The sequence below is a fragment of the Streptomyces sp. GC420 genome (assembly GCF_009916105.1).
Classification (GTDB): domain Bacteria; phylum Actinomycetota; class Actinomycetes; order Streptomycetales; family Streptomycetaceae; genus Streptomyces.
Map to the genome: position 1 here is coordinate 1 of NZ_JAAAXQ010000246.1, position 12,527 is coordinate 12,527.

The window sequence follows — 12,527 nt, forward strand, 5'->3', positions numbered from 1 at the left end:
GGCCGCGGTGCCCAGCACGCCGTCGGGCTCGATGTCCATCGGGGCGTCGTCGAAGCGGACTCGCTGCCGGGGCGCGCCGGCGGCCGACGCGATCTCCAGGTGGATCGCTCGGCCCGGCGGATCCGGGGTCCGGGTCGTCTCCGCTCATCCGGCGATGGTTTCACATGCGCACGCGCGGGTGCACGGCCCGGGGCCCTTTACCGCGCCCGCGAACCCGTGCGCCATTACTCCACGAACTCTTCACGAGACCGAAGCCGAAGAGGAAAGCCGCATATCGAGAAAGTGACCAGGGCGGCCTTTCGGATATCCCCGGCCACTCCCCGGCCGCCTCGCACGCACTCCTGCGGCTCGGCCTCCCGTCCTCTCCCGCGAGGCACCCCGCAGCGCCCCGACTACGTGCGCGGATGGCGCGAGTAACCTCCCCACACCAACTGACTTAAGGTCAAACCCCTTGTGAGACAGTCCTGCTGAGGACAGTCGCGACGAAGAGCGGTGATACGATCACCGCACTCGTCGAGCGGGCCTCGGACGTGTACGGCCTTCTGGGCCGAGGGGGACCGACCGGGCGCTGGAGAAAGCGTCACGGCCCGCCGCATTGCGGGAATTCAGCATCTGGCGGTCCAGTCGCTTGAAGAGAGTCTTATGACGCAATACATACAGGACCCGGCGCTCTGGGGTCTCATCGTCGGAACTCCGCTCGCCGCCACCGCCATTGTTCGCGGGCGGAAGACGGCCAAGAGACTCCGGCAGGAGAACGAGGACCTCAGAAACCATTACGGCGAGCTGGAGAACCACTATTCGGCGGCCGTCGAGGACGCCAAGCTCCGCGCCGAGGAAGCAACCAAGACCGCGCTGAAGTCCGCGATGCGGACGCTGCAGGGTCTTGCGGGTGAACAGCAGCTGGTCATCTCGAAGCTCCAGGACAAGTACGGCGAGTCCTCGATCCTCCAGGATCTCCTGGAGATCGACCACATGAACTCGCAGTTCGGGCGCCGTGCCCAGTCGATCGCCGTGCTCTGTGACGGCTGGCTCGGCCGGCAGCGCTCCGTGGCATCGGTCTACGACGTGGTCCGCAGCGCGAAGGGCCGTATCCGGCACTTCCAGCGCGTGGAGATCCGCTCCCAGATCAACTTCGCGATCACCAGCCGGGCCGTGGAACCGGTGGCGCTGGCCCTCGCCGAACTGCTGGACAACGCGACCAGCTACTCGGCGCCGGAAACGATGATCGAGATCAACATCCGCACCGTGCCCAAGGGCGTCTGCATCATCATCGACGACGCCGGTGTCGGTATGAACGAGGAGGAGAAGGCCCGGGCGGCCAAGCTGCTCTCGGGAGACCGCGCCTCGGGGGTCTCCGGGCTCGGCAACCCTCCCCAGTTCGGTTTCGCGGTGATCGGTGTGCTCTGCGCCCGGTACGGCTTCAGCGTCTCCGTGGACTCCACGTCTCCGTACGGCGGTGTGCGTGCGGTGGTCCTGCTGCCCGACGACCTGCTCACCAGCATGCCCGAGCCGAAGGAGCCGCCTGTGGCGAGCGCACCCGCGCCGATACCCCGGCAGAGCGGCGGCCCCGAGCCGGCGGCCGTGCCGGCCACCACCGCGGGCGGCCTGCCGAAGCGCCGGCGCAGGGGGGCCATGGCGATCGTGCCGCCGGCCGGCGAGACCGCGCCCCCGGCCCGCTCCACGGAGGAGACCGCGTCGATCATGGGCGCCTTCCAGCGTGGTACACAATCCGGTCGCGTCGCGAACGCGGACAGTGCGAGCAGCGCGAACAGTGCGCGCGGCGCCAGCAGTGAAGGGCATGAAGTCCAGTGAAGAACGACCTTTCGTGGATGCTTGACAGCGCTCTGGAGGTTCCCGGGGCCCGGCACGCGATCCTGGTCTCCGCCGACGGCCTCCTGATGGCCCGCTCGAACGATGTCGACAGGGACCACGCGGACACGGTGGCCGCCGCGATGAGCGGTATGCAGTCGCTGAGCCGTACCGTCGCCAGCTTCTGCGACGGCCCGAATCTGCACTGGCGGCAGACGCTGGTCGAGTTCGACGGCGGCTGGGTCTTCCTGCTCTCGGCCGGTGAGGGCGCCTATCTCGCGGTCTCGGCGGCGCCCGACGTCGACATGGCGGACATCACCTTCCGCATGCAGCAGCTGGTCGGCCAGCTCGGCAAGGCGCTGATGGCGCCGCCGCGCGAGAACTCCGGCATACGCCCATGATCGACCCCGACGAGCAGGAGCCCGAGGCCGCGGAATTAGTGCGGCCGTACGTCATCACCAACGGCCGCGGTCTCCCCGAGGACGATCAGTTCTCCCTGATCACCCTGGTGACGGCGGCCGCCGATCCGCAGCTGCGGCCCGGGCACCTCTCGCCCGAGAAGCAGAGCGTCCTCGACCTGTGCTCCGGGGGCTATCTCTCGGTGGCCGAGATCGCGGGCCACATGCGGCTGCCCATGGGCGTGGTGAAGATCCTGCTCTCCGATCTGGCGGAGGGCGGACACCTCATCACGCGCGCTCCCGTGTCACGCGCCCAGCTTGTCGACAAGCAGATCCTTCAGGAGGTACTGGATGGTCTCCAGGCCCGTTTTGGATGACAGCGCCTATGTGCGTGACGCGGTGCAGACCGCGGCCAAGATCCTGGTCGTCGGTCACTTCGCCGTGGGCAAGACCACTTTCATCGGCACCATGTCCGAGATCCCCCCGCTGCGCACCGAGGAGACGATGACGCAGGCGGCTGCCGGGATCGACGACCTGAAGGGTGTCCGGGGCAAGACCACCACGACCGTGGCGATGGACTTCGGCCGGCTCACCATCAACGAGCACCTCGTGCTCTATCTGTTCGGCACCCCGGGCCAGCAGCGCTTCGTCCAGATGTGGGAGGACATGGCCAGGGGCGCGCTGGGCGCCCTGGTGCTGGTGGACCCCGAGCGGCTCGAGGAGTCGTTCGCCGTCATCGATCTCATCGAGCAGTACGGACTCGCGTACACGATCGCCGTCAACCACTTCGACGGCACGCCGGACCGGCCCTACGAAGAGCTGCGCGAGGCACTCGACCTGCTTCCGGACACGCCGATCGTCAAGTGCGATGCCCGTGACCCGAAGTCGTCAGCCAATTCCCTCATGGTCCTCATTCGCTATCTCCAGGATCGTGTCCGCTAGGAGCCTCTTATGCACCATCATTCGGAACTCCAGGCGCCTCCGCCGGGATGCCCGGCCCACAACAACGGCGGGGGCCGGATCCCGCTCTACGGCGAGGAGTTCGCCGCGGACCCGGACGCGTTCTACGAGCACATGCGCCAGTACGGTCCCGCGGCCCCGGTCGAGATCTCACCCGGGGTGCACGCCACCCTGGTCACGGAGTACGCGGCGGCGCTGCACGTGCTGCAGAACACCGATGCCTTCGCCCGGGACTCGCGCCGCTGGCGCGCCCTGAACGAGGGACGGATACCCCAGGACAGCCCGGCCCTTCCCATGCTGGGGTACCGCCCGAACGCCCTGTTCTCCGACGGCTCCGAGCACCTGAGGCTCCGTCAGGCTGTGACGGACAGCATCGCGCGGCTCGACTCCCACCGGCTGAGCCGCCATGTCGAGCACGTCTCCGCCTACCTGATCAACCAGTTCTGCGCGCGCGGCTCCGCCGACCTGATCGAGGACTACGCCAAGCTGGTCGTGCTGCTGGTCTTCAACGAGCTGTTCGGCTGTCCGCCCGACATCGGCGACCGTCTCGTCGCCGGCATGTCCGCGCTCTTCGACGGCACCGACCCGGAGGCCGCGAACGCGGAACTCACGCGCAGCCTGGTCGACCTGGTCCACCTCAAGCGGCGCAAGCCCGGGGCCGACATCACATCCTGGCTGATGCAGCATCACGCGGGGCTGAACGACGAGGAGATGATCCACCAGCTGATCATGCTGCTGGGCGCCGGCACAGAGCCCGTGCAGACGGTCATCGCCAACGCACTGCATCTGCTGCTGTCCGACGAGCGCTACGCCGGTGGCCAGCACGGAGCCGGGCTGCTCGTCGAGGACGCCATCAGCGAAGTGCTGTGGTTCAGCCCTCCCATCGCCAACTACGCAGCCCACTACCCGATGCGCGACACCGATCTGTCCGGGGTGCGGCTGAAGGCCGGCGACCTGGTCATGATCAGCTTCGCGGCGGCCAACGCCGACCCCGCGCTGTCGGAGGCCCGGCACACCCTCAGCAAGCGGGCGCACCTCGCCTGGGGTGCGGGCCCGCACGCGTGTCCGGCGAAGGATCCGGCCCAGCTGATCGCCGTCACCGCAGTCGAGAAGCTGCTCAACCAGCTGCCGGACATCGAACTCGCGGTCACACCGGACAAGCTGACCTGGCGTCCGGGAATCTTCGCCCGGGCGCTGACAGGGCTCCCGGCGCAGTTCACGCCGGCTCGCCCGGACCACCGCGCGGCCAGGGTCCCGCACCAGGACGGCGGACCCGGGGCAGCCCCGGCACTGCCGCAGCCGAAGCCCGAGAAGACGAGCTGGTGGAGCTCGTTCCTCTCGTGGCGCCGGGTGTGACAACCCTAACAGCATGAAGAGATGTAGGACTGTATGAATATTCAAGCGGAGGGGTAGCTCGTTGGCATATTCCGTTGGCCACTGAAGTGGAGTGTGTTGTGGAGCCTGCCGCCGTCGGCACGCGTGTCGATCGACGTACCGTGGTTTCACTGATGTCCCGTCTGCGCTCGCCGAAAGGGCAGGCCGACCCCTATCCGCTCTATTCCGAACTCCGCGGCCTCGGCAATGTGGTGCCCGCCCCCTGGGGCGGGCACCTGCTGACCTCGTACGAGGCCTGCGACTACGTTGTGCGCCACAGCCAACAGTGGCTCGTCCCCGATGCCGCCTGGCGGTTCCGTCAGCTCGACAGCGCTCGCTGGACCACCAGTTCGTCGGGCGAGATGGGCAAGAGCCTGCCGTATCTCAACCCGCCCGAGCACACCCGGCAACGCCGGTCCCTGGGCAACCTGTTCGGCCGGGCGGGGCTCGACTCCTTCGCCGGCCCGGTCCAGGACACGGTCGACCTGCTCCTCGACCGGCTGGAGGAACGGATGCGGGACGGTGAGGCCGACTTCGCCTCGCTGGTCAGCGAGAAGCTGCCGATCATCACGGTCGGCCGCTGGCTGGGACTTCCCGAGCAGGACCACGAGTTACTCAGCGGGCATGTCCACAGTCACGTATACCCGCAGGAGTTGGGTCCCACCCGAGCGCAACTGGCCGCGGCCGACACCGCCACCCAGGCTCTCAACGACTACTTCACCGCCCTGATACAGGAGCGCCGCCGCAGCCTCGGCACCGACACCGTGTCCCAGTGGATACGACTGTGGGACGAACGCGAACCCGACCGCGAACGCGCCGACGAGAACGTGTACTTCCTGGTCAAGTTCATCGTCATGGCCGCCCTGGAGACCACTTCCACCCTGCTCAGCTCCATGGTGTGGCTGCTCGACCAGAACCCTGGGCAGCGGGAGTTCCTCCGCGACCATCCCGAGTACGTCCCCGACGCCATCGACGAGTGCCTGCGCTACGACCCGCCCATCCACGTCTACACCCGCATCGCCGCCGAGCCGACGGAGATCTCCGGCGTCCGCGTCGAGAAGGACGAGATGGTGTACGCGATGGTCGGCGCCGCCCACCATGATCCCGCCCAGTACGAGCGGCCCGGCGTCTTCGACATCCGCCGCGGCGGCCCCCATCTGGGCTTCAGCGGCGGCGTCCACTACTGCCTCGGCGCTCCCCTGGCCAGGCTGAAGGCGACCGCTCTGCTCACCTCCCTGCTCCGGCGCTTCCCCACGCTGCGGGTCGGCGCCACACCCACCTGGGAGGCGCCCCGCCTGGCCTTCCGCCGCCTCGCCTCACTGCCCGTCGTCGCGCGGTGAGGAACAGATTCACGACCCCCACAGCGAGGAACCTCGTGCTCGAAAAACTCAAGGACCGCGTCACGCCCCGGGAACCGGAAGGCCTCGACGGCTTCAGCGCGCTGCGCGTTCACCAGGACGGGGCTGTGCTGAGCGTACGGTTCGACCGGCCGGAGACGGGGAACGCCGTCGACTCGGTCATGCTGGACGAACTGCTGACCGTACTCGACTCCGTGCACGGCCGGCCCGGGATACGGGTGGTGGTGCTGTCCGGAGCCGGGGAGAACTTCTGCCTGGGCGGCGACCGCCAGGAGTTCGGCACCGAGATCGCCTCGGATCCCGCCGGGGACGGTATCCACGCCATCGGCGCCAAGGCACGCCGGGTGTGCGAGGCCCTGGCCACCGTCGACGCCGTCACCATAGCCCGGGTCCACGGCCAGGCGATCGGTGCCGGTGTGGCCCTTGCCCTCTTCTGCGATCTGCGGGTGGGAGCCGACGACAGCCGCTTCCGCATGCCGGAACTGGCTCTGGGCCATCCGCCCGCCTGGGGCGGGGCGCTGTCCCGGCTGCTGCTCGAGGTGGGGGCGGCCAGGATCAGGGAGCTGGTCCTGACCGGCCGGAGCTTCTACGCGGCGGAGGCCGAGCGGCTGGCGGTACTGCACCGTGTGGTACCGGAGACGGATCTCGACGCCGCGGTCGCCGAATGGGTCAAGCCGATCGTTCGCAGATCCCCGGCGGCGCAGCGGACGACCAAGGCCATGTTGAACGCATACGCCGCGTCGTCCCGGCTCGCCGACATCACCCTGCTCGATTCCGAACTCCTCGCCGCCTCCGTCGCCCGCCCCCCGCGCTCCGCGCGAGGCCGCTGACGACGGCCCGATCACGCAGTTCCGTCCAGCCGGACGAACACCGCCCGCCGCGCATCCCGCGGCGGGCGGGCGGCGCTCGGCGGTCAGTCCTCGCCGCCCCCGAAGAGCCGCCGCAGTGAGTCGCACGCGCCGTCGAGGTGGGCGCGCATCCGGCAGGCCGCCTCGTCCGCGTCCCCCGCGCGCAGCGCCTCCAGCACCGCGCCGTGCTCCGCCACGATGCGCTCCCGCCCCAGGGTGTGCCGGGTCTGGACCATGCACAGGTGCACTTCGCCCTTGATGCCGCGGTAGAGCCGGCTGAGCCGGGGGCTGCCGACCGCGTCCACCAGCGACTGGTGGAAGCGCAGGTCCGATTCGACGAACGCGCTGTGGGGCGCGTCCGGCCCCAGCCTGTCGAGGTCCGCGATGGCGCGCTCCGCGGCGGTCACCGGAACGGTGCCGCGCTCGACCAGGACCTTGACGACCTGTGTTTCCAGCGGCGTACGGACGAGAAACAGATCCTCGACGTCGGCCCGGGTGAGCTGGGGCACATAGGCCGGCTTGTTGGCCTCGCGCTGAAGGAGTCCCTCGTGGACGAGGGCGGTCACCGCGCTGCGGGCGGTCGGCCGGGAGACGCCGTACTCGGACGCGATCTCGGTCTCCGCGAAGGTCGTGCCGGGCGCCAGTTGGCCGTCGAGCACACGGTCACGCAGCGATACGGCAAGTGCCTCGACGACCGAGACGGTGGACAGCCGGATGGCGGCGTCCTGAGCCATGAACACCTCCGAAAGGGACCTGGTCATTCTCGCATGTGTTCACTCGCGATCCATTGACAGACACGCTCCATTGTCTGACAATCGACCGATCCCACGGGCAGGAGTGACGGGGGTCACAGAATGGCAACGAGATGAGGCAAGGACGCGTCATGGCCGCTTATCAACAGATCTTCGACCCCGTCGGGGGCTCCCTCGGATGGAGTGCACTGTTCGCCGCACTCCCCCTGATCACGCTCTTCGTCCTGCTGGGCGGACTCCGCTGGAAGGCGTGGAAAGCATCGCTCGTGTCCCTGGCGGTCGCCCTGGGAGTGGCGGTCCTCGGCTACACGATGCCCGTGGGGCAGGCGGCGCTGGCCGCGAGCGAAGGGGCCGCGTTCGGCCTCTTCCCGATCATCTTCATCGTGCTGAACGCACTGTGGATCTACAAGATGACCGAGATCACCGGCTGGGACGCGGTGCTGCGGAGGGCGTTCGGGTCCCTCTCCGGCGACCAGCGGGTCCAGGCAGTGATCATCGCCTTCTGCTTCGGCGCGCTGCTCGAGGCGCTCGCCGGCTTCGGCACCCCGGTCGCGGTCTCCTCGGTGATGCTGATGGCCGTCGGCCTGAGACCCATGAAGGCCGCCGCCGTCTCCCTCGTCGCCAACACCGCCCCCGTCGCGTTCGGCGCCATCGCCGTCCCGATCACCACCCTCGGCAAGATCACCGGCATGGACGCGGCCGACCTCGGCGCCATGGTCGGACGCCAGACCCCGCTGCTCGCCCTGTTCGTACCGCTGGTCCTGGTCTTCATGGTGGACGGCAAGCGCGGTGTGAAGCAGACCTGGCCGGTCGCCCTCGTGGGCGGATTCGCCTTCGCCGCCGCCCAGTTCGTCAGCGCCAACTACATCTCCTACGAGATCGCCGACATCGTGGCCGCCTTCGCGGGCGCCCTGGCCGTCGTGGGCATGCTGCGCGTCTGGCAGCCCAGGGAGGTGCTGGCCGCTCAGGGCCAGATCCCGGTCATCGCAGGCGGCTCCACCGCCGACGCCCAGTCGGACGCGGTGCTGCGGCGCCGGCAGACCGGTGAGGGCTCCGCTCTGAAGGCCTTCGCCCCGTACCTGATCGTGGTGGCGCTCTTCGCCGTGGCCACCGCCGGACCGGTCAAGACCTGGCTGGAGGCGCACTCGGGATGGAAGTTCGCCTGGCCCGGCCTGGACGTCGTCAACGCCAAGGGCGAGCCGCTCGCCTCCCTCACCTACAACCTCAACATCTTCAACGCCGGCGGCACGGTGCTGCTGGTGGCCGGTCTGCTGACCGCCGTGCTGTACGGCATCGGCGGCGGGCGCACCGCGGGCGCGTACGTCGACACCATCCGTCAGTTCCGCTGGACGATCGTCACCGTCATGTCGGTGCTCGCCCTCGCCTACGTGATGAACATGTCCGGCCAGACCGTCACCCTGGGCCTGTTCCTGGCGCAGACCGGCGGCGCGTTCGCCCTGCTCTCCCCCGTGGTCGGCTGGCTCGGCGTGGCCGTCACCGGCTCCGACACCTCCTCCAACTCACTCTTCGGCATGCTCCAGGTCACCGCGGCCGAGAAGACCGGCATCTCCGCCTACCTGCTCGGCGCGGCCAACACCACCGGTGGCGTGCTCGGCAAGATGATCTCCCCGCAGAACCTGGCCATCGCGGCCGCGGTCGTCGGTCTCGAAGGCCGCGAGGGCGAACTCTTCCGCAAGGTCGTCGGCTGGGGCCTCGGCATGCTCGTCGCGGTCTGTGCCCTGGTCTACCTGCAGTCGACCCCGATCCTGGACTGGATGGTGGTGCGCTGATGTCCGCCGGCACCGATCCGGCCAGGGACCTGGCCGCCATCGTGGGGCAGGACCACGTCCGGTCGGACGACGGCGCTCTCGCCGCCTACGCCCGCGACGCCACACCCCTGTTCCACGCGCGGCCGCAGGCCGTGGTGCTGCCCGGCAGCACCGAGGAGATCGCGGCGGTACTCCGCTACGCCACCGCCCGCGGCGTCCCTGTGGTGCCGCGGGGTGCCGGCTCCAACCTGTGCGCCGGCACCGTCCCGCTGACCGGGGGCATCGTCCTGGTGCTCACCCGGCTCAACAAGCTCCTGGAGATCAGCTCCGACGAGCTGCTGGCCCGTGCCCAGACCGGCGTGTCCACCGCCACGCTGGCGGACGCGGCGGCCGCCAAGGGCCTCCTGTACGCCCCCGACCCGGGCAGCCGCACCGTCTCCACGATCGGCGGCAACGTGGCGACCTGCGCCGGGGGGCTGCGCGGACTGAAGTACGGCGTCACCCGCAACTACGTCCTCGGACTCGAGGCCGTCCTCCCCACCGGCGAGATCATCCGCACCGGGGGCAGGCTGTGGAAGGACGTCGCCGGCTACGACCTGACCCGGCTGCTCACCGGCTCCGAGGGCACCCTCGCGGTGATCACCGAGGCCACCGTGGCACTGCTCCCGGCACCGGCCGAGACCGGCACCGGCGTGGCGTACTTCGACACCCTCGCCGACGCCTCGCGCGCGGTCGCGGCCGTCATCGCCTCCGGGATCGTCCCGGCGACCCTGGAGTTCCTCGACCGCAAGTGCATCGACGCGGTCGAGGAGTTCGCCGGCCTCGGCCTGCGCAGGGACGCCGGCGCGCTGCTGCTGTTCGGTGACGACGGCTCCGCGGCCAACGTGGCGGGCAACCTGGCAAGGATCGGGGACGTCTGCGAGGAGAACGGGGCGATGGACGTCACGCTGGCCGAGGACGTGGCCCGCGCCGACGCGCTGCTCGCGGCCCGCCGCTGCTCGCTCCCGGCGCTGTCCCGCCTCGGCTCGCTGACGATCCTGGAGGACGCCACCGTGCCGCGGCACCGCATGGCCGGGATGGTCGACCGCATCGACGAGATCGCCGACCGGTACGACCTTCGGATCGCCACCTTCGGCCACGCCGGGGACGGCAATCTGCACCCGACCTGCGTGCTGGACCCCGACGACGGCGAGGGCGCCGACCGCGCCCACAAGGCCTTCGCCGAGATCTTCGCCGCCGCGATCTCCATGGACGGCACCATCACCGGCGAACACGGCGTGGGCGCCGCCAAACTGCCGTACCTGGCCGACCGGCTCGGGGACGACCAGATGGCCCTGCTGCGCCGCGTCAAGAAGGCCTTCGACCCGGCAGGCATCCTCAACCCCGGAAAGCTCGGATCATGACCGACCACGACAGCGTGGACAGCCCGGGCCTGTGCGGCCCCTCCGGCGCCGGGTGCGCCGGAGGGGCCTGCGGGTCCGCCGCCCCACCCACTCCCGCGCAGACGCCCGCACCCCGGCAGGGCCTGGGAATCTTCGACAAGGAGCTGCTGGACCGCTGCATCTCCTGCGGGTTCTGTCTGCCCGCCTGCCCCACCTACGCCCTCACCGGCGAGGAGACCTCCTCCCCGCGCGGCCGCATCACGCTGATGCGGGCGCTGGAGGCCGGGGATCTCACCCCCGACGACTCCACGCTGGCCGAGGAGTCCTCGTTCTGCCTCGGCTGCCGGGCCTGCGAGACCGTCTGCCCGGCGGGCGTGGAGTACGGCCTGCTGCTGGAGCAGTGGCGCGACCACCAGTGGAGCGGCCGCAACCGCCCGTGGATCGCCCGCGCCCTGATGATGCTGGTGTCCCGCCCCGGCCTGCTGCGCCTCCAGGGGCTGGTACGGCGTCACGCCCGCGGCAGGGCCGCGCCGGCGCCCGTGACGGCCCCCGCTGCCGGGCCCGCACCCGTGGAGGCGGCCCCCGCCGGGACCGGGCAGGCCCCGGCGGCGGACGGCGCGGCGGACGGGCAGCCCGTGTCACTGATGCTGGGCTGCGTCGAACGCGGCCTCTACCCGGCGGTCTCCCGCGCTGCCCAGAAGCTGTGCCCGGAGATCGGCGTTCCCGCCGAGCAGGGCTGCTGCGGTGCCCTGCACGCGCACAACGGCGACTCGAAGACCGGCGAGGAACTCGCCCGCACCCTCGGCGAACAGCTGCCCGGCACCATCCTGACCACCGCGGGCGGCTGCGCCGCCCACATCGCGCACCACATCGGCCGCGACCGGGTGCGGGAACTGAGCGAGTACCTCGACGAGAACGGCTACCGGCCCACCGGCCAGGTCACCGTGAACGGCCGCAGGGCGCGGGCAGCCCTCCAGGACTCCTGCCACCTGCGCAACGGACTGGGCGTGACCCGCCCGCCCCGTGAGCTGGTCGCCGCCGTCGCCGACTACGTGGAGCTCCCCGACGCCGGGAAGTGCTGCGGGGCGGCCGGTACGTACTCGATGCTCAGGCCGGCCGACAGCCGAAAGATGCTGGACCCGAAAATGAACTCGGTCGAGGAAGCCGACGTGGACTTTGTTGTAGTCGTCAATCCCGGCTGCCTCCGGCAGTTGGAGCAGGGGCTGCGACGTAAGCGCTCCAGGGCGAAGGCGATCCACCTCGCCGAGTTCCTCGCCCTGGCGGCGGAATCCGAGCCCGCCCCACGGGCGGCCGACACCACGGAGTCGTGAGAGACCAGTGCCCACCGACTACGCCTGCCAGGCCGCGGCCGACCTCGCCGCACGCAGCCTGAACCCGCTCCGGGATCACCTGGACGCCGGCGGTCCCGGCGACGGCCGCGGGCGCTACTCGGGCAGTCCGACGGACGGCGCGGCGGGCCTGCTGACATTCCTGGACGGCCTGTACGCCGAGCTGAGCGGCACGCTGACCGGATGGCACTCCACCGTGGGCAACCGGGTCTGCGGTGCTCTCGGGCTGCCCCTCCCGGGCGCCGAGGGTGTCGCGCCCGCCCGGCAGCCGTCCGGCTGGGAGGCGCTGAGCCTGGTGCAGAGCCGTTCGGAGGAGATCCTCACCGCGCTGGCGAACCGGCCCCGCAGCGGGCCGGTCGGCGCCGCGGGGCTGACCAGACGGCTGGAACTGGTGGAGGACGCGTTCGCCGGGGCGCTGCGCCGGCTGGGCGTGGCGGTGGAGGACGCGGTGTACTGCGCCGCCGACCTGGCGGCCGCCGCCGGTTCACTGTTCGGGCTGCGCCCGGCCCAGTACCGGGCCCCGCAGCC

11 protein-coding genes and 1 pseudogene are annotated in these 12,527 nt (G+C 70.4%); 11 read left to right on the forward strand and 1 reads right to left on the reverse strand.

All coding sequences use genetic code 11. The features are described from left to right. Positions 1 to 642: 642 nt before the first annotated feature. The 7 genes from GUY61_RS25715 to GUY61_RS25745 all read left to right on the forward strand — a co-directional run bounded on the left by GUY61_RS25715 (position 643) and on the right by GUY61_RS25745 (position 6,729). Positions 643 to 1,812, forward strand: a complete 1,170-nt coding sequence (locus GUY61_RS25715) for a sensor histidine kinase KdpD (RefSeq protein WP_166632627.1) — start codon at positions 643 to 645, stop codon at positions 1,810 to 1,812. Beyond that, positions 1,809 to 2,210 (forward strand): roadblock/LC7 domain-containing protein, encoded by a 402-nt coding sequence (locus tag GUY61_RS25720; protein WP_166632628.1) that lies wholly within the window; start codon positions 1,809 to 1,811, stop codon positions 2,208 to 2,210. Before GUY61_RS25715 ends, GUY61_RS25720 begins: the two co-directional genes overlap by 4 nt. Further along, positions 2,207 to 2,584: a DUF742 domain-containing protein gene (locus GUY61_RS25725; protein ID WP_166632629.1), complete on the forward strand. Its 378-nt coding sequence runs from the start codon at positions 2,207 to 2,209 to the stop codon at positions 2,582 to 2,584. The genes GUY61_RS25720 and GUY61_RS25725 overlap by 4 nt, the downstream gene beginning before the upstream one ends. Continuing rightward, positions 2,559 to 3,149 carry an ATP/GTP-binding protein gene (locus GUY61_RS25730; RefSeq protein WP_166632630.1) on the forward strand — a complete coding sequence of 197 codons (591 nt, stop codon included), beginning with the start codon at positions 2,559 to 2,561 and terminating at the stop codon, positions 3,147 to 3,149. Before GUY61_RS25725 ends, GUY61_RS25730 begins: the two co-directional genes overlap by 26 nt. A 9-nt stretch (positions 3,150 to 3,158) precedes the next feature. After that, positions 3,159 to 4,523, forward strand: coding sequence for a cytochrome P450 (locus GUY61_RS25735; protein WP_166632631.1), 1,365 nt, complete (start codon positions 3,159 to 3,161; stop codon positions 4,521 to 4,523). Positions 4,524 to 4,675: 152 nt separating this feature from the next. Further along, positions 4,676 to 5,881 (forward strand): cytochrome P450, encoded by a 1,206-nt coding sequence (locus GUY61_RS25740; RefSeq protein ID WP_166632632.1) that lies wholly within the window; start codon positions 4,676 to 4,678, stop codon positions 5,879 to 5,881. A 35-nt stretch (positions 5,882 to 5,916) separates the two neighbouring features. Further along, positions 5,917 to 6,729, forward strand: a complete 813-nt coding sequence (locus GUY61_RS25745) for an enoyl-CoA hydratase/isomerase family protein (protein ID WP_398956880.1) — start codon at positions 5,917 to 5,919, stop codon at positions 6,727 to 6,729. 83 nt (positions 6,730 to 6,812) lie between these two features. Here GUY61_RS25745 and GUY61_RS25750 read toward each other — a convergent pair whose 3' ends face one another. Further along, positions 6,813 to 7,508, reverse strand: coding sequence for a GntR family transcriptional regulator (locus tag GUY61_RS25750; RefSeq protein WP_208106462.1), 696 nt, complete (start codon positions 7,506 to 7,508; stop codon positions 6,813 to 6,815). Positions 7,509 to 7,630: 122 nt separating this feature from the next. Here GUY61_RS25750 and GUY61_RS25755 point away from each other — a divergent pair, with 122 nt between their 5' ends. The 4 genes and pseudogenes from GUY61_RS25755 to GUY61_RS25770 form a co-directional block, all read left to right on the forward strand. Next, complete coding sequence (locus tag GUY61_RS25755; protein WP_208106463.1) at positions 7,631 to 9,289, forward strand: L-lactate permease; 1,659 nt, start codon at positions 7,631 to 7,633, stop codon at positions 9,287 to 9,289. Next, the gene (locus tag GUY61_RS25760) at positions 9,289 to 10,671 is read left to right on the forward strand and encodes an FAD-binding oxidoreductase (RefSeq protein ID WP_166632634.1); all 1,383 of its coding nucleotides are present in this window, start codon (positions 9,289 to 9,291) and stop codon (positions 10,669 to 10,671) included. The genes GUY61_RS25755 and GUY61_RS25760 overlap by 1 nt, the downstream gene beginning before the upstream one ends. Continuing rightward, the gene (locus tag GUY61_RS25765; RefSeq protein WP_166632635.1) at positions 10,668 to 11,981 is read left to right on the forward strand and encodes a (Fe-S)-binding protein; all 1,314 of its coding nucleotides are present in this window, start codon (positions 10,668 to 10,670) and stop codon (positions 11,979 to 11,981) included. The genes GUY61_RS25760 and GUY61_RS25765 overlap by 4 nt, the downstream gene beginning before the upstream one ends. A gap of 7 nt (positions 11,982 to 11,988) precedes the next feature. Further along, positions 11,989 to 12,527: pseudogene (locus GUY61_RS25770) on the forward strand (hypothetical protein); the annotation flags it as partial.

What these genes read in the sequence shown, in the direction of transcription:
- GUY61_RS25715 (WP_166632627.1), top strand. Translation starts at nt 643, where the DNA reads ATGACGCAATACATACAGGACCCGGCGCTCTGGGGTCTCATCGTCGGA.
- GUY61_RS25735 (WP_166632631.1), top strand. Translation starts at nt 3,159, where the DNA reads ATGCACCATCATTCGGAACTCCAGGCGCCTCCGCCGGGATGCCCGGCC.
- GUY61_RS25750 (WP_208106462.1), bottom strand. Translation starts at nt 7,508, where the DNA reads ATGACCAGGTCCCTTTCGGAGGTGTTCATGGCTCAGGACGCCGCCATC.
- GUY61_RS25755 (WP_208106463.1), top strand. Translation starts at nt 7,631, where the DNA reads ATGGCCGCTTATCAACAGATCTTCGACCCCGTCGGGGGCTCCCTCGGA.
- GUY61_RS25730 (WP_166632630.1), top strand. Translation starts at nt 2,559, where the DNA reads ATGGTCTCCAGGCCCGTTTTGGATGACAGCGCCTATGTGCGTGACGCG.
- GUY61_RS25725 (WP_166632629.1), top strand. Translation starts at nt 2,207, where the DNA reads ATGATCGACCCCGACGAGCAGGAGCCCGAGGCCGCGGAATTAGTGCGG.
- GUY61_RS25740 (WP_166632632.1), top strand. Translation starts at nt 4,676, where the DNA reads ATGTCCCGTCTGCGCTCGCCGAAAGGGCAGGCCGACCCCTATCCGCTC.
- GUY61_RS25765 (WP_166632635.1), top strand. Translation starts at nt 10,668, where the DNA reads ATGACCGACCACGACAGCGTGGACAGCCCGGGCCTGTGCGGCCCCTCC.
- GUY61_RS25760 (WP_166632634.1), top strand. Translation starts at nt 9,289, where the DNA reads ATGTCCGCCGGCACCGATCCGGCCAGGGACCTGGCCGCCATCGTGGGG.